Below are 19,828 nucleotides of genomic sequence, written 5' to 3' on the forward strand. Positions count from 1 at the left end.
AATTAATTTGATGGCTTCAGCTTTAAATTCTGTGGTGTAAGTCTTGTGTTTCTTGCTCATGGTAAACTCCTGATGAGTGTGTTTAGTTTACCAAGTTAAAACCTCCTGTTTTTTCAGCACACATCAACCTGTGACCATACGTAAAGACAGGCGAAATAGAGATTTGATCATTAAACAACATTGAATGGCTGAGTCGGAATAAGTTTGATTACGACCATGTTTGCCTTGTGGTTGTACATACCATTGTGTTTTTGGATCGAACCAAATAGCAATATTCCCACGATTAATGAGAGCTCGGTTATATGCGGGCCAATTGGTTGTGCGATAGATTTTGTGTGTAGGCTTCTTCATTTGGAAATTATATTGCCGAAGAAGCCCTTAAGAACAGCTTTGTGCAACAAAGCCCAATCGAATTAGACGGCATTCTGCAAATGGCTGGTTAAGCCCTGAAGCTTTTGAACAGAATTATTTTAAGAATTTAGAGGGATCGATTGTCCATGATACTGTCTAGGATCAGAATAAATTTAAATCCCCAATACAACTTGATATGGTTTAAATCCATCAAGCACAGCCTCAGAAACTAATTGGATAAATGCTTCAGTTTTACCATAAGCCATCCATTGATCTAAAGCTTCATAGTAAGCCAAACGATTTTCTACTGTAATCACACAAGGCGGATATCCAGCTTTAAGTAATTCGAGATTCATCAATAAGCGTGATGTACGACCATTCCCATCAATAAATGGATGAATGCCTACAAAGTCTGCATGTACTTTAGCTGCACGTTCAATAGGATGTAGCTTATGTGCCTCAGTATTGTACCAATCGACAAGCTGAGCCATTTTATCATTCAACAGTGTATAGTCGGGTGGGTTAGTCGTAGCACCTGAAATCAACACGTTTTGTTGGCGATAACGTCCTGCATTGTCATCATCGATATTTTTTAGAATGAGTTGATGGATATTACGAATCTGCCATTCAGAAAAAGGTTCTTCTTTACGAATAATATCTTCAACATAATAGATCGCATTTCTATGGTTAATTGCCTCGAAATGTTCTCGTAATGCTTTTCCACCAACGGTAATGCCTTCCAAAACCACTTTTGTTTCTAGCAATGTCAGTGTATTGCCTTCAATTGCATTTGAATGATATGTCCAGCGAACAATAAGATCTTCTTGTAGATTTTTTACAATTGCAGGAGAAAGAGGACGATGCTGATCTAATTTTGTTTTTAAGGCATCTATATTGTCAAACATAACTTTCACCCTGAAGTTGTACTCTTGAATGATACATGAAAAAAACAAATATAAAAAAGTAATGTTATAACATATCTTTTAATATTGAATGCGTACGTGTTAAAATCGGGACACCATTTCAAATCCTGTTAATGGATTTGAACAAAATAAATTTTGTGATTCAATGCACTAAATCTAATTTGGGTAAAAAATGGGTACAGGAAAAATGCTATTGGCTTTATGGTTCACTAAATCAATAGCTTGGGAGTTGAGTTCAATTGACGCCATCACAGCTACTTTACTAAATATGGCTATGTATTACGTTATTGATAGCTGGAATGTTAAAGTCTAAAACGTGTTATTATTTTATATAAAATTATGAAATATATAGAAATATAGGTTTATTTTTTGTTTGTTTTTTTAATCAAAATTATGAAAAAACTATAACAGTAAGAGAAAATAATTTAATAAAAATGGTGTGCTTTTTTAATTTGCTGTGTTGTAACTAAATTTTCATATATATTTAACTAGACATTAATTATTCAATTCAAAAACTTTTCTTTAATCTGGCTTGGAGAATGGAATTGCTTGTTACCCGTTATAAGCCTTGGATCATGATCATACTACTGGTTTTGCTCGTCAGTTTTGCTATATATCGCTGGTGGCAAGGACCATTGTTACCTAGTTATGAAGTCGTATCTAGTCCATTGATTCAGACAGTTGTTGCTTCAGGACGGGTAGAGAAAGTATCTCGGACTCAGATTGGTAGTGAAATTACAGGGGTTGTTCTTGAGCGCTTGGTTCAAGAGGGAGATCGGGTCTCTCGAGGGGATGTTCTTTTAGTACTGAAATCTGATGAAATTTCAGCGCAGGTGCGGCAGGCAGAAGCTGAATTAAAGGAACTCGCAACCACTAGACGTCCGCAAGCAGAATTCGATTTAGCGAATGCCAAAGTGAAATTAGAACAGGCTCAAAGAGAGGCGGTACGCAGACGAAATACCGAATTAGGAATATTATCAGCAGAGGAAAGGGAGAAATCGATAGAGGCAGAAAAACTCGCCCGTAATAATTTGGAATCAGCTCGATTAAAAGTTGCTTCACTTGCCCCAAATAAAGTTGAAGAGACAAAATTACGCGAACGACTCGCTGCACTTCAAGCGCAACTTGCCAAGACCAAAATTCGTGCAGAAGTTTCGGGTATTATTTTAACGCGTAATGTTGAGCCAGGGGATCTGGTACAACCGAGTCAGACTCTCTTCACTATTGCACTGGATGGTGCGACTGAAATACGAGTGCAATTTGATGAACGAAATTTACCACTGCTGGCTTTACAACAAAAAGCATCAGTGATTACGGATGCCTATCCAGATCAACCTTTTCCTGCCCATATTAATTTTATTGCCCCAAGTATTGATGCTCAACGTGGCACAATAGACGTTCGATTAACAGTTGATCCAGTCCCTGATTTTTTGCGTCAAGACATGACGGTATCGGTAAATGTTGAAACCAACAAGCGCGAGCGAACCCTGGTCATTCCAAATGATGCTTTAAGCAGTATAAGTGGAAACAAGGCTATGGTTATTTTAGTAAGAGATAGAAAAATTCAACGTCATCCCATCACACTGGGTTTACGTGGTTTGGTCATGTCGGAAGTTGTAGCTGGATTGAAAGAAGGTGATCACGTCCTTACCGATGCAGAATCAGTGCTTAAAGATGGAACTCGTGTCCGAATAGAGAAAACTAAACCTGTTTTCCAGAGTCAAACGGATCAGAAAAATAGCAAAAATGAATTACCGGTGAAATTCGATTGAAAAACTTTTTTAGGCGACTTTGGACCGAGTGGACCATCGCAATCAGTTTTTTGCGAGAGGGTCGCACACAGTCGATGATGATTACCATTGGCGTCGCGGTGGGGGTAGCCGTCATTGTGTTCATTAGCGCCTTAATTCAGGGTTTACAATCGAATATTGTAGAAAGAACTTTAGGGACACAGGCGCATATTCGTTTGCTCTCACCAGATGAGGTGAATCGTATTGTGCCACCAGCAGCAGGAACACTTCAGTTGTTACAAGAAGATAAGCGTGCACAACGCTTACGTTCTATTAATAATTGGCAGCAGATTACTGGGACTTTAGATCATTTACCGGTGTTGACTGCGGTTTCTCCTGTGGTCTCAGGTCCTGCATTTGTACAGCGCGGAGATGCGATTCAATCTATTGCATTGGTTGGTATCAACCTTGAACGTTATCAACAGATTATTCCGTTGAAGCAATATATGGTGAGTGGTGAATTACAGGTCAGTGCGGATAATGTATTAATTGGGCGTCAATTAGCCAAAGATTTGGGTGTGCAAGTTGGGAGCAAATTAAGATTAGATACCGGGCAACAGAAAAATGCAGTTGTGAACATCTCTGGAATATTTGAATTGGGTGTGCGTGAATTGGATGCGCGCTATGTCTATCTGGATTTGAAACAGGCGCAATCTTTACTTAATTTGCCGGGTGGGGTCACCGTGATTGATCTGACGATCCAAGATATTTTTCAGGCGGATCAAGTTGCCTCACAAGTTGGACGCCTGACAGGATTAAAAGCAGAAAGCTGGATTGAAACCAATGCTCAATTAATGAATGCGATTACCGCTCAAAGTCTTTCTACAAACATGATTATTGTTTTTGTAGGGATTTCAGTCGCTTTTGGCATTGCCAGTGTGATGTCGGTGAGTGTGGTGCAACGAACTCGGGAAATCGGTATTTTACGTGCGACGGGGGCGACACAAGCACAAATTTTAAGAGTTTTCTTGTTTCAGGGAGCAATTTTTGGTCTGCTTGGTTCGATGCTTGGTAGTGTAGTCAGTTATGGTTTGATCTGGGGATTTAATCAGTTTGGTCCTGGTTTGTTTTATATTTCGATTTCAATCAAGCTTATCTTGTCGGCATTATTCTTAGCGACTTTGACAGGGGTTTTGGCTGCTGCAATACCATCCCGTCGGGCGGCTGCACTCGATCCTGTGGAGGCAATTCGTCATGTTTGATCCATCTCAGGAAGTACTGCGTTTAGAAGCATTACGAAAGTCCTACAATGTTGGGCAACCTAATGAAGTGGAGGTATTACATGGGATTGATCTGTGTATTCAACGTAATGACTTTGCTGCATTAATTGGTCCTTCTGGTTCAGGCAAAAGTACTTTACTGAATATTCTTGGCTTATTAGATCAGCCTAGTCGTGGTGAGTTGTACTTGTTGGGTCAGGCGACAAGCAGTATGGATGATACGGCTCGGACAGCGTTACGTGGCAATAGTATAGGTTTTGTGTTTCAGTTCCATCATCTTATACAGGCCTTTACTGCCTTAAATAATGTACTCATGCCATTAATGCTGAAGCAAGGCAAGCCAGATCAATTTGCGTTGCAATATGCCCATGAATTATTGACCGCCGTTGGCTTAGATAAGTTCGCTGACCGTAAACCGAATGAGCTTTCTGGGGGGCAGCAGCAGCGTGTGGCGATTGCACGTGCACTGATTACTCAGCCTGCGCTATTGTTGGCCGATGAGCCGACAGGTAATCTGGATACTCAAACTGCTGCGGAAATGTTTGAATTATTTCGTAAAGTACATCGCGAACATGACTGTGCAGTCCTTTTGGTGACTCATGATCCTAGATTGTCGGCAACCTGTGATAGAACCATTAATCTGGTGGATGGGAGAATTCAGAGTGATTCCAAACACGAGATGAAATGAGTGCGAATGTGGGTTACTCTTCTGGGAACAGCAGTTCAAAGCAGATGCCTTCTGCGCTATTGACTGCCTGATACATTCCCTGATGAAGCGTTAAAATGGATGCCACAATCGATAGGCCTAAACCACCCGTTTGATGAGGGCTTTGTCTGCTGGAACTGCACTGATAAAAACGCTCAAAGAGATGAGGCAAATGCTCAGGAGCAACTTCCAAACCACTGGTGATCACAGATAATGTAATCATCTGCATATTATTAATGTTCTTTCTGTGGCTAAGCACATAAATAGTTCGGTAATTGCTGCCGTGAATGAGCGCATTTAATATTAGATTATACAGCGCTTGTTGTAACAGTTCAGGATCTGCCGATAGCTCAGTCGCTTCAAGCCTTAAAACAAAATTGCAGTGTTGTTCTTCAGCTTGATACTCGAAAATACTGAATATATTTTCTATAAATGATTGAAGTTGAATCTTCTGTTTGTTTAAGCAAACTTTGTGTGCATCTGCGCGGGCGAGAAATAACATGCTGTCAATCATTCGTTTTAAACGTTGATAGTCCTCCAAGTTGGAAATCAAGAGTTCCTGATACTGTGCGGGACTACGTTCATTCATGAGTAAAATTTCGGTTTGCCCGATTAAATTATTCAATGGGGTTCTAAATTCATGGGCAATGTCTTCAGAGAAGCGATTCAGTTGGCTATATCCCATTTCAATACGGTCAAGCATGGCGTTGATATCGGATGCTAGTTGTTCAATCTCTTGAGGGGGATGAACCAGATTGAGTCGCTGCTCAAGTTGCTGAATATTAATGGCATGGGTTTGTTCTCGCAGAGTTCTTAATGCGTTCAATCCCAGACGGCTAGCAATGGCACAGAGTATGAAAATGGCTAAGATGCCTGTAAATACATAAATGAAAAGACGTTTTTGAAAAGGCGAGATGATGGCTAAACGTTCAGACCACTGTTTGCCTGCAATTAACACATAGGGCTGCTGATTGATTTGAATGGTTTTCCAAGCAATACGGGTGGGGTAAGTATGAGCTGATAAATCTCGGAATTGAATCTGTGGCTGATGGGTAAATTCAGGCAGAGGAATGCCAAGAGGATTGATGTTGATGAGAATCTGATTGCCCTGAATCAATAAAAACAAATTATCCTGATTTCCCAACATGTTTTGATACAGCTTCGGGCGAGCGATAATCTGTTCAATATTACTACTGTCTTGCAGCAAAATTTCCAGTCGCTCAATTCGTTCAACCAAAGCCCGATCTTGCTGAGCAATTAAAATCTGGTTGATACCCAGATAGGTCATAAATGCTACAGCGCACAAGACCATTGCAGCACACCCTGTAACCAAGAGCGTTAATCGGAGTTCTAAAGAGCGAATGGGCTTGAACATTATGCTTCAACCGAAATTTTATAGCCCAAGCCACGGACAGTATGAATTAATTTTATCTCATGCTCCTCGTCAATTTTACTGCGTAAGCGTCGTACCGCGACATCAATAAAATTCGTATCGGTATCAAAATTGATATGCCAAACTTCGGAAGCAATTTGCCTACGCGTAATAATTTCATTTGGGTGCCGCAGCATAAAGTGCAATAAATTAAATTCTTTTTTACTGAGTTCAATTAACTGCTCATGTCGCCAAACTTTATGATGGATTAAGTCCATTTTTAAGTTGCCCATCCATAGCTCGTTTTCCTGAACATACTGTTGCCGTCTCAGTAAGCTTTTAATGCGCGCAAGTAATTCAATATAAGAAAAAGGTTTGGCCAGATAGTCATCGGCACCTAGTTCCAGACCTTTGACTCTATCAATAATCTGGTCTTTGGCAGTGAGAAAAATCACGGGTATATGGGAAAATTGACGCAATACTTTTAAGACTGCCCAGCCATCAATATCGGGCAGCATCACATCTAATATGACCAAGGTATAAGGTTGTATTTTTAGTTTTTCCAAGCCTTCGAGCCCTGAATGAACACATTCAGCGGCATAGCCAGATTCATTTAAGCCCTTCACGAGATATGAGGCGATCTTCACTTCATCTTCGATAATTAGAATACACATTTTGCTCAGACTCATTTTGAAGATGACAACTTTGTAATGTGATTGTCATGCTTCAAATCATTCAGGTTGTATAAGATTTTGTAAAACTTAATTCGGGGCAATCATGATGAACAACCTCAAAGGGTTTGTTTTAACAGTAATGCTGATGAGTAGCAGTACTTTTGCACAAACCATTCAATTGAATCAAGTTTATTCACTCGATTCCAACGCTGCACACATCCTTGTTGATGCCGCAGTGGCTGCTTGTCAAAAAATACAGCACAATATTGCTGTGGTCGTGGTTGATCGGGGAGGAAATACCTTGATGGCGAGTAGGCATGAAAATGTCGGCCCCCATAATTTGGGCGCAGCCGAAAAGAAAGCTTATACCGCTTTATCGACCAAAACAGCGACCTTGCTGTTAAGTCAAAATGCTCATGAAAACAGTGATGCAAAAAATTTAACCACTTTATCTAATTTGCTGTTGTTAGGAGGTGGTTTACCAGTGCGTTATGAAAATCAGGTGGTCGGTGCAATTGGGGTTGCGGGTGCAGGAGGCGCCAAAAATGATCAGTATTGTGCTGAGGCAGCCATTCAGTATAGTTTTAATCGTTAAGGATTCCATTATGTTTAAGAAGTTTTTACCACTCTCAACACTGTTATTAACATCAATGACGTTTGCACAAAATAACCCATTAAGTGTGCATGTGTTAAATCTAGAAAATGGCTTACCTTCTGCTGATGTTGAAGTAGTGCTCGAAAAGAGTTCTGGCAATAAATGGGTGCAGCTGAATCAGCAAGTTACAGGGTCGAATGGTCGTATTACAGCACTTTTTCCTGAAAATCAGCCGTTAGCGCAAGGGATTTATAAGGTCACGTTCAAAACTGGTGACTGGTTCAAAAAGAATAATCAGAGCACTTTTTTCCCAGAAGTCCCCGTTATTTTCAAAGTTGATGGCAGTGTCAGTCACTACCACATTCCCTTATTATTAAGCCCTTATGGATACTCGACCTACCGAGGTAATTGATAATCTAAAGGGCTGGTAAAACTAGCCCTTTTAATTGCTTATAATTAGTAAACGTTAGAAAGAATCACAAAAAATTCATGCCCATATTTTTATACTCTTCACCGAATCAGAATAGATTCAAGTTGTACAAAGGATGTGATGAGGCTTAAAGGCCAAAAATTAGCTTTTACTATTATTTGATTAAAAATGAGAATGGCGTGAATCAATTTGCTGAACAAGATTTATCAAGAATTATCGAAATGGCCTGGGAAGATCGAACTCCTTTTGAAGCTATCCAACGTGAGTATGGTTTAAATGAAGCGACTGTGATTCGTTTGATGCGAAAAAACTTGAAAGTATCTAGTTTTAAAATGTGGCGTGAACGGGTTACCGGTCGAAAAACCAAGCATTTGCAGCTGCGATCACCTGATGTAATTCGGGCTTATTGTTCAAGGCAGTATAAACGTTTCTAAGCGCTTGACTTTGTACACCGTCTGGACTCACGTTTACATCGTTCAGAACAGTATCTGACTTCTTCCCAGCAACGTTGCCATTTCTTACGCCAGTTAAATGGGCGTAAGCAGTGAATACAGATTTTTTTAGGAAGATGATGTTTTTTCATTTTATAACTCATCAATCCGACTAAGGAGCTGCTGCGCATAGGTGATAATCTGCTGCCGATCTTGAAGTTTATCGAGTTGTCGATAGATCATGCCCATACGTGGATGAGTACGAAATATCGCTTCATGCCGAATCATAAAAAACCAGTATAGACTGTTAAATGGACAGCTGTCCGGCTCGGTACGGGTTTTGACATTGTAGGTACAGTGCTTGCAGTAATCTGACATTTTATTAATGTAATTGCCCGAAGCGGCGTAGGGTTTGCTGGCCATTAACCCACCATCAGCGTGCATTACCATGCCCAGCGTGTTCGGTAGTTCTACCCATTCATAGGCATCTGCATATACCGCCAGATACCATTCACTGATCTGCTGCGGGTCTACAGCACTTAACAGGGCAAAGTTGCCAGTAATCATCAAACGCTGGATGTGATGCGCATAGGCATTTTGGAAAGTATTGCGAAAACATTCCGCCATACAGTTCATCTGGGTATGACCAGTCCAGTAAAATTGTGGCAGCGGTGACGAATGCTGCAGTGCATTGCGGTTGGCATATTCCGGCATGTATAGCCAGTAAATGCCTCGTACATATTCGCGCCAACCCAGAATCTGCCGGATAAAACCTTCAACTGCATTCAGTGGTACATGACCGGCATGGTAGGCAGCTTCTGCCGCATCACAGACTTCTTTGGGCAATAGTAGGCCACAGTTTAAATAAGGTGAGAGCAGGCTGTGAAACAGCGTGTCTGTACCCTGTGCCATAGCATCCTGATAATCACCAAAATAAGGCAAACTATAGGCAATAAAATGTTCCAGAACACGCTTGGCATTACTGCGTGTGGTGGCCCAACGGAAATTGGCAAGACTTCCAGAATGCTGGCAAAACTCACGTTTAACCAGTGCAAGCACATCTAAATCAATCTGATCTCGTTCAAAATTAAGTTGCGGGGGCAAGGGCGGACTGCCCAACCAAGCCTTGCGATTGGCGCTGTCATAGTTCCACTGTTGCCCTATGGGCTGCTGTCTCTGCATCAAGTAACCAGTCTGCTTGCGCATTTCTCGGTAAAAATATTCCATACGCAGTGTTTGGTAGCGACTGGCAAAGTGGCGGAACTGCTCCAGACTACAGAAAAAACGGTCGTCATTCAGGCACTGTACCGACAGTTGCAGCTGCTGGCTCCAGTGCTGTTCAATCTGCTGCTGCAAGCGGTATTCTCCGCATTGGGTCATGACTAGTTCTGTGACAGGGAACAGCTGTTGCTGTCCCTGCACAAAATCCAGCAGGCTGCGAATCGGACTGCCGGACTGAAAAGCATGATAACGTACACGCCAGCCCTCGGCCTTGAGCTCTTTGGCAAAATGACGCATGGCGCTAAAAATCAGGGCAATTTTCTGCGGATGATGCGCGACATACGTGGCTTCCTCAACTACTTCGGCCATCAGGATCACATCCTGGGTACGGTCCAGCGCTTTGAGCGTAGCAAGCTGATGATGAAGCTGGTCACCTAGAATTAAACCGAAACGCATACCTATCTCAGAACCAGTGAAAGAGAGCGCAGTGTAAAGCCGAACAGTTCAATTTTTTGTGAAAATAAAGATCAACGCGCATGTTGAATCAATTCAACTCGACCAGATGATCAGCTGGCATTGCACAGGAATCATGATTGCTGCAATAAAAGACTGTCCATCTCTGTAATGCTACAGCCCATTGATGAAATTCACATTGCATCATTCCTTAATGCATAGGTGGTGTGAAAATTATGTGATTTTAATCAAAAAGATACAAATTATTATGGTTGTAATTCAGGCAGCTTGCACCTAGTATCTGCTTAGAAGTTACTCCATGTAAGCTTCCTTAGTTTTGTCCCATACACTCCTATGTATGGGATTTTTTTTAATCAGTGGATGTCATGAGTATGCATTCAAAAGCATATATTTTTAGACAGCAACAATTACTAGTGGATGAGCATTTTCAGTTGCCACAGGTAGCAAGATTGCAGCATGATCTAGACCTCTCGGAAAATGGCAAGATCATTGCACGTGATCTTAAAGAAGACGAACCAGTGCCTAAAGGTTATCAATTGGTTCCGATCCGGCAACTGGTGCAAGTCTGGAGCAGACCGCAGTTTGAACAGGCCAGCCGTGCGGTACAGTTGCTAGAATGGCGCCGTAATCACCGCTTTTGCAGTAAGTGCGCTCACGCCACCCAGCAGCACGCCAGCCACTATGCCATGCTCTGTCCATCCTGTGGCTATAACCAGTATCCGCGGGTAAATCCTTGTGTGATTACCATCATTACCCGGGGTACAGATGAAATTCTGTTGGCGAAAAACGCCCGCAGCAAAACCCAGATGTACAGCCTTATTGCCGGATTTGTCGAAGTGGGCGAAACTCTAGAGGAGGCGGTACGCCGTGAGACGATGGAAGAAGTGGGGCTGCAGATCAAAAACATTCAATATCTGGCCAGCCAGCCGTGGCCGTTTCCCAGCAATCTGATGATGGCCTTCAGGGCAGAATATCATGCAGGCGAGATCAAGATTCAGGAAAATGAACTCAGCGATGCGCAGTTTTTTAAGTTTGATCAGTTACCTGAAACTCCGTTCAAGGGCAGTATCGCCTATGCCATGATTCAGCATGTGATGCATGGCACACCTGTTGCCGATGACAGCAAAGAATGGCTTTGAAATTTTAAACAAATATAGTGCGCATTCTCGCTCTTTTAAGGGCGAGTTAAGCCACTAGAAATTTAAAATTATTATATTGGTTATAAATAATATAAAGCTATAAGATATAAATATTTTTATATTATCGGCTTTGTTTTAGCTGTGAGTAGTTCATCGACTTAAATAATCTTGAAAATTTTTCCGCTAGAAGTACTTTGGAAAAACATTTCAAAGCTGGGCCGAATATCTTCACTATCCACAGTAATATATTTGACATGGGAACAAGACTGGCTAGCACTAAAATTGCGCTCAACCGTGGCCTGAATAGAATATTTGATACCGAATTGGTCTTTTACATTTAGATTTTGTTTAAACATTATTTTACCTTTAACAAGATTATGGAGCGGCTATTCAATTAATTAAGCAATATATTATTTTTTAAATAACTTTTTGATTTAGCTTAAATAATTGATTTAAAGACGTATAAAATGTACGACCATCTAAGTTTAAATCTACCTCAATTCCAGATTCCAGAAGAACTCTTTTACCCACTTCAATTTCTTTAAAACCTTGACGTGTATTCTGCATTTTATTTAAGGGAATTAAAGAAACGATAATTTCGGTACCATTTTTAGATTTTGCAATTAATTCATTAACTTTTAACAATTTGTATCCTATTTTTATGATTTTTTTCCATTATGGAAGAACAACTTTTTCTTTAAAATTAAAAAAGCACTGAGTAGTGCTTTTTCAACTCGTATTAGTGCTTATATAGCAACAATATTGACTGCATTCGGTCCTTTTTGACCTTGAGCAATACTAAATTCAACCTGTTGGCCTTCGAATAAGGTTTTAAAACCTGAGTTAGCAATTTCACTGAAGTGCGCAAAAACATCTGGACCTGATTCTGGTTGAATAAAACCAAAACCTTTAGTTTCATTGAACCACTTAACGGTACCTTTAACAACATTTGAGTTTGACATAATAAATCCTACTGATTTTTAATAATTTTTAGTCATTTTATTGACTGAATATAACTTTGAAAATAATAAAGAATGAAACTTAAAATCTGAAAAAACGAAGAATTATGAATAAAACGACGATACTTAAGAGAGATTTAATGAAACAAGACTTTTTTCTAGTTGAGTTAACTATACCCTAAAAACAGGAGTAATCAAGTTTTTTTATATGTATATTTAATTATCTTATTAAAAATCTAGTTATCTGACTGATTTATATATTTTATTGTAATTATAATAAAACAAAGTTAATCTACTGGGGCAATAAATTTGACCAGTAAATGAATGCGATTATATAGCTCTGTAATAATAATATTAATGTTTTTAATTTCAGGAATGATGATTTTTTTACATATGCATAAAGCTTAAGCTTATATTAGCTTTCAAATTTGACTCTATTAATGATCACGGGATGTAAGAAAAAATCACCGAACCAAGCGGGTAGGACTAAATCTACTCATTTGCGACTGTGTTAGCTAAACCTATATAAAGATACTGATAATAACCTCATTCTAGGATAGCTAATTTTTCTCATAAAATGATTGTACGGACAATAAGGTTAATCCAGCTTAAATTATTCAATCACAAATACTGAATTTCACCATTTTATCTTCACGCTTTGTTCACACCCACCTGGGTTATCTTAAGTCTCAAATACAACAAGGCTTAAAAATGAAGATGCTATTCAAGTCGGTTTTTGCAGTTACAGCGCTGGCCATCATCAGCTTAAGCTTTACTGCTCGAGCTGAAACGGTTAACCCTCGGGCAGTCAATCAGGTGGATATCCAGCAGTATGCTGGTAAATGGTATGAAATTGCGCATTTACCGATGTATTTTCAGCGTAAATGTGTCTTGGATATCTCGGCACACTACACTGTCAATGCCGATCAGACCATGGGCGTCTTAAATAGCTGCCGAATTGAAAATGGTAAAATGATCAGCTCTGAAGGGGTGGCCTATCCGCAAAATCAGGGCAACAGCAAACTGAAGGTCAGCTTTTTGCCGCCAGGTTTAAGATGGATTCCGTTTACCAAAGGGCATTACTGGGTATTACGCGTCGATCCGGAATATAAAGTGGCGCTGGTCGGTGGACCGAGTACCAAATACCTGTGGATTTTATCGCGTGAACCGCAACTGGATGAAGCCACCTATCAGTCCTATCTGGAAACAGCAAAATATTATGGTTATGACATCACAAAACTGATCAAATTGCCGCATTAATCTGCTACCCTTTTGCCGAACTGCTTAGTCTCTCTACAGTTCGGCTTTTTTTATTTCACTTCACATAAAATTCATATCTGACTGATTAGACTCATCAAATAGAATAAAGACAACCGCTTGAAGGTAGGATGAGTCCATGTTGAAAAGCCTGATGCGATGGATAGACAGCTGGTCTACACCCACAGCGCCCGACACACTGACGGCTGAAAACAGCAAGATTCAGTGGCTCCGGATTTTACCCTTTATTCTGTTGCATCTGGCCTGTCTCGCCGTGTTCTGGGTGGGGGTGTCATGGTTTGCGCTGGGCTTTATGCTGGCGTTCTACCTGATCCGTATGTTTTCCATCACCGCTTTTTTTCATCGTTATCTGTCACATAAAACTTTTCAGACTTCGCGTCTGGTACAGTTCCTGTTTGTGCTGATGGGTACCATGAGTGCGCAGCGTGGCCCGCTCTGGTGGGCGGCGCATCACCGTTATCACCATCGCTATACAGATACCTTGCAAGACCCGCATTCCTCCACGCATGGTTTTTGGTACAGCCACGTTGGCTGGTTTTTAAATGAATATAACTTTGCCACGCGAAAAGAAGTCATTAGAGATTGGCTAAAATATCCGGAACTGATCTGGCTGGACCGTTTCAGTTTAATTGTGGTGCTGCTGACCGCGGGCGGGATTTATGCGCTAGGAGGGTGGCTGGCTATGACCTGGCCGCAACTCGGTACCTCCGGCCTGCAATTGCTGGTCTGGGGATTTGTGGTCTCCACTGTGTTACTGCTCCATGCCACTTTGTGTATTAACTCACTGGCACATCATTATGGTAGCCGGGATTTTGACACTGAAGATCACAGCCGCAACAACTTATTCTTGTCCATTATTACCTTAGGCGAAGGCTGGCACAACAATCACCATTATTATGCCGGCAGTACCCGGCAGGGTTTTTACTGGTGGCAGATTGATGTGACCTATTACCTGCTGAAACTCATGTCTTTGTTCGGGCTGGTCTGGGGACTCAAGCCCATTCCGGCACGTGTCTATGATGTCAGTAAAATTGCACGGGCTCGAAAACAGAAAAAAGCTGTGAAGACCGGCACTCCGATTATTCATTCAAAGGAATCACCATGAAAATTGCAATTATTGGTTCAGGTATTTCCGGTCTGTACGCTGCGTGGAAACTCAGCAAAGCGCATGAAGTCACAGTCTTTGAAAAGAATAACTACTTTGGTGGTCATACCGATACCCATCAGCTGAATATCGATGGCGAACAGGTGGCCGTCGACAGTGGCTTTATTGTGTTTAACGAGCATAACTATCCACTGTTCTGCGCCATGCTGAAAGAGCTCGGGATTCAGTCGCAAAGCAGTGATATGGGCTTTTCGGTGAATAATCAGGTCAGCGGCTTGCAGTACAATCCGTCAAAAAAATTCTCGCTGCTGGTGCGGCCACAAAATTTCCTCAAGGCTGATTTTCGCGCGATGTTGTCGGATCTGTTCCGCTTCTATGCCGCCAATAAAGATCTGGATGTCGAGCAGGTCGATGCACAGCTCAGTATTGATGAGTATTTAAATCAACATGGTTATAGCGATGCCTTTCGTCAAGAGCATCTCTACCCGATGTGCGGGGCACTGTGGTCCTGTCCGGTGGAACAGGCCGGACAGATTCCCTATAAATTTGTGGTGAGCTTTTTCCAGCACCATCGCATGTTGCAACTGAAAGACCGGCCGTTATGGCTCACGGTCAAGGGTGGATCGGCTCGCTACGTTCGTGCGATTCAGTCCCAGACGAATATTACCTTCCGCCAGACCGGCGTTCTGCATGTCTCGCGGAGTGCCAATGATGTGCTGGTTGAAACAGCACAGGGCAGTGAGCGTTTTGACTGGGTGATCTTTGCCAGTCATGCTGACGACAGCCTGAAACTGCTGAAAGACCCGACCGCGCAGGAGCTGGACGTGCTTGGCAAGTTCCGCTATCAGGATAACCGCATGGTGGTACATTCCGATACCTCTATCATGCCCAAATCCCGTCGCCAGTGGGCCAGCTGGCATGTACACGTCACGCCGACTCAGGCCACTGAACAGACGCCATTCCAGCACAGTGGCACACATTATGGCTTTAGCTACTGGATGAACCAATTGCAGAACCTGAACTGCAAAACCCAGGTCTTTGCCACCCTGAATCCTAATTTTGCCCTGAATCCGAAAAAAGTCTGGGTAGAACGACATTACCGTCATCCGGTGTTTGATGCCCCGGCGATTGAAGCACAGCAACGCTGGGCCGAGGTCAACGGCCAAAACCGCACCTCCTACTGCGGTGCTTATTGGGGCTGGGGCTTTCATGAGGATGGTGCCCGTAGTGCATCCTGGGTAGTCGATCAGCTATTGAAACAGGCCGCCTAGGAGCACATGATGCAGATGTATCCACTGGCGATTGCCTCTGCCGAAATCCGGCACCGACGTTATTTGCCCAAAGCCCATGCTTTTGAGACCCAGCTAACCTATCTATGGTTTGATCCGGATCAGCTCGCGACCTTTACCGGTAAATCCTGGCTCTGGTCTTCCAGCCGCTGGAATTTTCTGACCCTGGATGAGCGCGATTTTCTGAGCATGGAATGTGGTTCAATCCGGCAGAAAGTTGCACGCCTGCTAATCAAGCGGGAAAACTATCTGTTACCGCATGCCGCTTCCATCCGGGTGCTGGCCTTGCCGCGCACACTGGGTTTCCGTTTCAATTCCGTAGTGTTTTATCTGGTCTTTGGTGCCACCGACCAGTTGCTCTTTGTGCTGAGTGAAATCACCAACACACCGTGGAATGAACGACAGGTCTACATTCACGACTGCCGGAACAATGCAGACGAACATGCGCCGTATCAGAGTCACCAGTTTGACTTTAAAAAGGCCTTTCATGTGTCGCCTTTCATGCCGATGGGGCTGGATTATCGCTGGCGCTTCAGCTTTTCGGATCGGCAGAACGTGATTCATATGCAGCTGTTTGAGCAGGGAATCTTGCAATTCGATGCCACCCTGAAATTTTCCTTGCAGGCCATCACGGTTCCTTCACAGCAGCATCGCTATGCTGTACTGAAAGTTCTTGAACCCTTCAGGATGGTCAGCGGAATTTATCTGCACGCCTTTCGTTTATGGAAAAAGAAAATTCCGTTTTACCGACATCCTAAAAAAGAAAAAGGAAACACATTGCGATGAAGACACTATTCATGGGAGAGCAAAGCACACTGCCGGTGGTACTGCGCCACCTGCTGAAATTACGCCATGGTCAGCTGATTTTTAAAGGCGTCTGGAATGGGGCTGTCGGGGAAAATAGCGATTTACAGGCGGTGATACAGGTGCATGATGTCCGTCTGATGGATCTGCTGTTCCGTAATGGTGTACTGGGTGCTGCCGAAGGTTTTATCCGTGGCTACTGGAGCAGTGAAGATCTGGTCGATGTGATCCGCATTTTGGCACGTAACCGCGATGTGCTGGACCAGATGAATCAGAATGCAGTGGCCAAAGCCAGCCAGTTACTGTTAAAGGTCTGGTATAAATCGCGCAAGAATTCGATTGATGGCAGCCGCAAAAATATTGCCGAGCATTATGACCTGAGCAATGACTTTTTCAAGCTGTTTCTGGATTACAGCATGATGTATTCCAGTGCGGTGTTTAAAGAGCCGGGCATGAGTCTGGAACAGGCTTCGGATTATAAAAAAGAGCTGATCTGCCAGAAACTGCAACTCAAACCGATGGATCATTTGGTCGAAATTGGCAGCGGCTGGGGTGGTTTTGCCATTTATGCCGCGCAGCAGTATGGCTGCAAGGTCACCACCATCACCATTTCCAGAGCACAATATGATGAAGCGGTCGCGCGAATAGAGGCAGCAGGATTATCCCATCGCGTGACTGTGCAGCTGAAAGATTACCGCTTACTGGAAGGCAAATACGACAAGCTGGTGTCGATTGAAATGATCGAGGCCGTAGGTGAGCAGTATTTATCCACCTATTTCCAGAAATGCCGTGAGCTGCTGAAACCGAATGGTCTGGCCCTGATTCAGGCCATCACCATTGAAGATGCACGCTATGCCAAAGCCCTGAATACCGTGGACTATATCAAGCGCTATATTTTCCCGGGCAGTTTTATTCCCTGTATCAGTGTCATGACCCAGACCGCTTCCGAACAAAAATTGCGTCTTAAACATCTGGAAGATATCGGCCAGAGCTATGCCCAGACCTTGCACTGCTGGCGTCAGCGTTTCTTGCAGCAGCATGATCAGGTCCTGCAACTTGGCTTTGATGAGCGTTTTATCCGCATGTGGGATTTTTATCTGTGTTATTGCGAAGGTGGCTTCCGCGAAGGCGTGATCAGTGATGTACATCTGCTGTTCGAAGCCAGTGCCTACTAAGCCAAGATAAAACAGGAGGGCCGACATGCTGCTGAATTTACTGGTGCTGAATGTCTTCATCATGCTGTGTAGCTGGCTGCTGGTGACCTATAACCAGCGTGCCGGACTGGTCGATGTAGCGTGGAGTTTCAGTATTGCACTCAACGTCATTATCGCGGCCTGGGTCGTGGAAACGGCTCCGCTGCCGGTGCGCATGTTTCTGGGCGTGGCGAGTGGCATCTGGTTTTTACGCCTGACCTGGCATCTGCTGCGCCGTTATGCCAATGAAACTGTAGAAGATACCCGTTATGCCAATATGCGCCGGGCTATGGGCGATTACCAGCATCTCGGTTTTCTGGCCTTTTTTATGTTTCAGGCCGGGCTGGTGGTGCTGTTTTCCTATCCGATGCTGGAACTGCTAAGCATTCCGGTGCAGCAGTGGAATGACTGGACCTCAGTGACGCTGATTGTGGCAGGCATGATCATGTTGCTGGCGCTGATCGGTGAGAGTACCGCTGACCAGCAACTTTACCATTTTAAGCTCAATCCACAAAATACGGGTAAAACCATGGATCGGGGACTCTGGAAATACTCGCGCCATCCCAATTATTTCTTTGAATGGCTGCACTGGTTTGCCTATCCGGTCCTTGGTCTGGCAGCAGGTGCCTATGGATTATGGATTTATCCGCTGCTGATGTGGCTGTTTCTGTACTACATCACCGGGATTCCCTTTAGTGAACAACAGGCGCTCGCCCACCGTGGTGACAACTATAAAGACTATCAACGACGAACTTCAATGTTTATTCCGTGGCCACCCAAACAGTAGGTAAATACATGGACTTTATGATTCAACAATCTTTAAAACTGGTCGAAAGCGGCAAGCTGCCCGATTCGGTGATTCGCGCGGGCATTCGCAGCCTAAGCAAAAAACGTCTGGCACAGGAAGGACGCTTTGACCCGGCACTGGCAGCTCGGCGCTATATGGATGTGCTGCATATGCTGAAAAACAGCGAGATTGCCATCGAGACCGAAAAGGCCAATGAACAGCACTATGAACTGCCCACCGCATTTTTCCAGGCGGTGCTGGGCAAGCGTCTGAAATACAGCGCTAGCCTGTTTGAACATACTCATACCACCCTGGATCAGGCGGAAGAAGCCGCACTGGCCAGCTATTGCCAGCGTGCACAGTTAAAAGATGGACAGGATATTCTGGAAATTGGCTGTGGCTGGGGATCGTTGAGTCTGTATATGGCCGAGCATTATCCCAAGGCCCGCATTACGGTGGTGTCGAATTCCTCGACCCAGCGCCAGTATATTCAGGAACAGGCGCGTTTGAAAAAACTGCAGAACCTGACGGTGATCACCTGCGACGTCAATGTACTGCAACTGGAACCTGCGTCATTTGACCGTGTGGTATCAGTGGAGATGTTTGAGCATGTACGCAACTATCAAAAACTATTTGAAAATATCAGCAGCTGGCTGAAAGCGGATGGTCTGCTCTGGTGCCATATTTTCTGTCACCGTTTCCTGCATTATCCGTTTGAAGTGAAAAATGAATTCGACTGGATGTCGAGATATTTCTTTAGTGGCGGACTGATGCCGGCAGCGTCGACCTTTCTACATTTCCAGCAGCATTTGCAATTAGAGCAGCACTGGCAATGGGCGGGTACGCAGTATGAACGTACCGCAAATGCTTGGCTAGAAAATATGGATGGTAAACAGGTCGAGCTGCAGCCCCTGTTTGAACAGACCTATGGTGCAGATGCCGCCATCTGGTGGCAACGCTGGCGGATTTTCTTTATGGCCTGTGCCGAGCTGTTCGGTTATGAGCATGGACGCGAGTGGGTGATCGGTCACTTTCTGTTTAAAAAGAAAACCGTATAATTGAATGGCGAATCGGATGGGCCAGCGAG

Annotated in this window: 22 protein-coding genes and 1 pseudogene; 14 read left to right on the forward strand and 9 right to left on the reverse strand. The window is 43.4% G+C overall.

Annotated elements, in window-relative coordinates; genetic code table 11:
- Positions 1 to 126: 126 nt before the first annotated feature.
- Positions 127 to 351: pseudogene (locus FTU37_RS13740) on the reverse strand (transposase); the annotation flags it as partial.
- 173 nt (positions 352 to 524) lie between these two features.
- Positions 525 to 1,256, reverse strand: a complete 732-nt coding sequence (locus FTU37_RS13745) for a Fic family protein (RefSeq protein WP_120403233.1) — start codon at positions 1,254 to 1,256, stop codon at positions 525 to 527.
- A gap of 563 nt (positions 1,257 to 1,819) precedes the next feature.
- Between FTU37_RS13745 and FTU37_RS13750 the strand changes: the two genes are divergently transcribed.
- The 3 genes from FTU37_RS13750 to FTU37_RS13760 are packed head-to-tail and all read left to right on the forward strand — an operon-like array spanning position 1,820 to position 4,972.
- Positions 1,820 to 3,046 (forward strand): efflux RND transporter periplasmic adaptor subunit, encoded by a 1,227-nt coding sequence (locus FTU37_RS13750; RefSeq protein WP_180124506.1) that lies wholly within the window; start codon positions 1,820 to 1,822, stop codon positions 3,044 to 3,046.
- Positions 3,043 to 4,266, forward strand: a complete 1,224-nt coding sequence (locus tag FTU37_RS13755) for an ABC transporter permease (RefSeq protein ID WP_180124497.1) — start codon at positions 3,043 to 3,045, stop codon at positions 4,264 to 4,266. Before FTU37_RS13750 ends, FTU37_RS13755 begins: the two co-directional genes overlap by 4 nt.
- Complete coding sequence (locus tag FTU37_RS13760; protein ID WP_180022959.1) at positions 4,259 to 4,972, forward strand: ABC transporter ATP-binding protein; 714 nt, start codon at positions 4,259 to 4,261, stop codon at positions 4,970 to 4,972. Before FTU37_RS13755 ends, FTU37_RS13760 begins: the two co-directional genes overlap by 8 nt.
- 13 nt (positions 4,973 to 4,985) lie before the next feature.
- Here the strand turns inward: FTU37_RS13760 and FTU37_RS13765 are convergent, their stop codons facing one another.
- On the reverse strand, positions 4,986 to 6,368 hold the full coding sequence (locus FTU37_RS13765; protein ID WP_168378132.1) for a heavy metal sensor histidine kinase: 1,383 nt from the start codon (positions 6,366 to 6,368) through the stop codon (positions 4,986 to 4,988).
- Positions 6,365 to 7,036 carry a heavy metal response regulator transcription factor gene (locus FTU37_RS13770; RefSeq protein ID WP_168378005.1) on the reverse strand — a complete coding sequence of 224 codons (672 nt, stop codon included), beginning with the start codon at positions 7,034 to 7,036 and terminating at the stop codon, positions 6,365 to 6,367. The genes FTU37_RS13765 and FTU37_RS13770 overlap by 4 nt, the downstream gene beginning before the upstream one ends.
- 106 nt (positions 7,037 to 7,142) lie before the next feature.
- Here FTU37_RS13770 and FTU37_RS13775 point away from each other — a divergent pair, with 106 nt between their 5' ends.
- The 3 genes from FTU37_RS13775 to FTU37_RS13785 all read left to right on the forward strand — a co-directional run bounded on the left by FTU37_RS13775 (position 7,143) and on the right by FTU37_RS13785 (position 8,495).
- Positions 7,143 to 7,631: a heme-binding protein gene (locus FTU37_RS13775; protein WP_180027295.1), complete on the forward strand. Its 489-nt coding sequence runs from the start codon at positions 7,143 to 7,145 to the stop codon at positions 7,629 to 7,631.
- Positions 7,632 to 7,641: 10 nt separating this feature from the next.
- The gene (uraH, locus tag FTU37_RS13780) at positions 7,642 to 8,043 is read left to right on the forward strand and encodes a hydroxyisourate hydrolase (protein WP_168378003.1); all 402 of its coding nucleotides are present in this window, start codon (positions 7,642 to 7,644) and stop codon (positions 8,041 to 8,043) included.
- 197 nt (positions 8,044 to 8,240) lie between these two features.
- Positions 8,241 to 8,495: a TIGR03643 family protein gene (locus tag FTU37_RS13785; RefSeq protein ID WP_180022958.1), complete on the forward strand. Its 255-nt coding sequence runs from the start codon at positions 8,241 to 8,243 to the stop codon at positions 8,493 to 8,495.
- Here FTU37_RS13785 and FTU37_RS13790 read toward each other — a convergent pair.
- Positions 8,492 to 8,644, reverse strand: a complete 153-nt coding sequence (locus tag FTU37_RS13790; RefSeq protein ID WP_168379796.1) for a DUF2256 domain-containing protein — start codon at positions 8,642 to 8,644, stop codon at positions 8,492 to 8,494. The two genes, FTU37_RS13785 and FTU37_RS13790, sit on opposite strands and share 4 nt — an antisense overlap.
- A gap of 1 nt (position 8,645) precedes the next feature.
- On the reverse strand, positions 8,646 to 10,169 hold the full coding sequence (locus FTU37_RS13795) for a cryptochrome/photolyase family protein (RefSeq protein WP_180124498.1): 1,524 nt from the start codon (positions 10,167 to 10,169) through the stop codon (positions 8,646 to 8,648).
- 383 nt (positions 10,170 to 10,552) lie between these two features.
- On the opposite strand from FTU37_RS13795, the gene nudC reads away from it, so the two are divergent.
- The gene (gene nudC / locus FTU37_RS13800) at positions 10,553 to 11,326 is read left to right on the forward strand and encodes an NAD(+) diphosphatase (RefSeq protein WP_171525965.1); all 774 of its coding nucleotides are present in this window, start codon (positions 10,553 to 10,555) and stop codon (positions 11,324 to 11,326) included.
- 158 nt (positions 11,327 to 11,484) lie between these two features.
- Here nudC and FTU37_RS13805 read toward each other — a convergent pair whose 3' ends face one another.
- The 3 genes from FTU37_RS13805 to FTU37_RS13815 all read right to left on the reverse strand — a co-directional run bounded on the left by FTU37_RS13805 (position 11,485) and on the right by FTU37_RS13815 (position 12,288).
- On the reverse strand, positions 11,485 to 11,682 hold the full coding sequence (locus FTU37_RS13805; protein ID WP_130132566.1) for a hypothetical protein: 198 nt from the start codon (positions 11,680 to 11,682) through the stop codon (positions 11,485 to 11,487).
- Between the two features lie 61 nt (positions 11,683 to 11,743).
- Entirely contained in the window at positions 11,744 to 11,971 is a 228-nt protein-coding gene (locus FTU37_RS13810; RefSeq protein WP_004761266.1) for a hypothetical protein, read from the reverse strand.
- A gap of 101 nt (positions 11,972 to 12,072) precedes the next feature.
- Positions 12,073 to 12,288, reverse strand: a complete 216-nt coding sequence (locus FTU37_RS13815) for a cold-shock protein (protein WP_019837890.1) — start codon at positions 12,286 to 12,288, stop codon at positions 12,073 to 12,075.
- 708 nt (positions 12,289 to 12,996) lie between these two features.
- Between FTU37_RS13815 and FTU37_RS13820 the strand changes: the two genes are divergently transcribed.
- From FTU37_RS13820 to FTU37_RS13850, 7 genes are all read left to right on the forward strand, one after another.
- On the forward strand, positions 12,997 to 13,545 hold the full coding sequence (locus FTU37_RS13820; protein WP_168379793.1) for a lipocalin family protein: 549 nt from the start codon (positions 12,997 to 12,999) through the stop codon (positions 13,543 to 13,545).
- A 136-nt stretch (positions 13,546 to 13,681) separates the two neighbouring features.
- A complete protein-coding gene (locus FTU37_RS13825) occupies positions 13,682 to 14,668 on the forward strand; it encodes an acyl-CoA desaturase (protein WP_120364913.1) in 987 nt (328 codons plus the stop codon).
- Entirely contained in the window at positions 14,665 to 15,939 is a 1,275-nt protein-coding gene (locus FTU37_RS13830; RefSeq protein WP_180124499.1) for an NAD(P)/FAD-dependent oxidoreductase, read from the forward strand. Before FTU37_RS13825 ends, FTU37_RS13830 begins: the two co-directional genes overlap by 4 nt.
- Before the next feature lie 9 nt (positions 15,940 to 15,948).
- Entirely contained in the window at positions 15,949 to 16,743 is a 795-nt protein-coding gene (locus FTU37_RS13835) for a DUF1365 domain-containing protein (protein ID WP_180024909.1), read from the forward strand.
- Positions 16,740 to 17,936 carry a cyclopropane-fatty-acyl-phospholipid synthase family protein gene (locus tag FTU37_RS13840; RefSeq protein ID WP_160241402.1) on the forward strand — a complete coding sequence of 399 codons (1,197 nt, stop codon included), beginning with the start codon at positions 16,740 to 16,742 and terminating at the stop codon, positions 17,934 to 17,936. The genes FTU37_RS13835 and FTU37_RS13840 overlap by 4 nt, the downstream gene beginning before the upstream one ends.
- Positions 17,937 to 17,961: 25 nt before the next feature.
- Positions 17,962 to 18,741, forward strand: a complete 780-nt coding sequence (locus tag FTU37_RS13845; RefSeq protein WP_180124500.1) for a DUF1295 domain-containing protein — start codon at positions 17,962 to 17,964, stop codon at positions 18,739 to 18,741.
- 8 nt (positions 18,742 to 18,749) lie between these two features.
- Complete coding sequence (locus FTU37_RS13850) at positions 18,750 to 19,799, forward strand: cyclopropane-fatty-acyl-phospholipid synthase family protein (RefSeq protein ID WP_180124501.1); 1,050 nt, start codon at positions 18,750 to 18,752, stop codon at positions 19,797 to 19,799.
- Positions 19,800 to 19,828: the final 29 nt, after the last annotated feature.

The sequence above is a fragment of the Acinetobacter sp. YH12097 genome, assembly GCF_013419225.1.
Classification (GTDB): Bacteria; Pseudomonadota; Gammaproteobacteria; order Pseudomonadales; family Moraxellaceae; genus Acinetobacter; species Acinetobacter amyesii.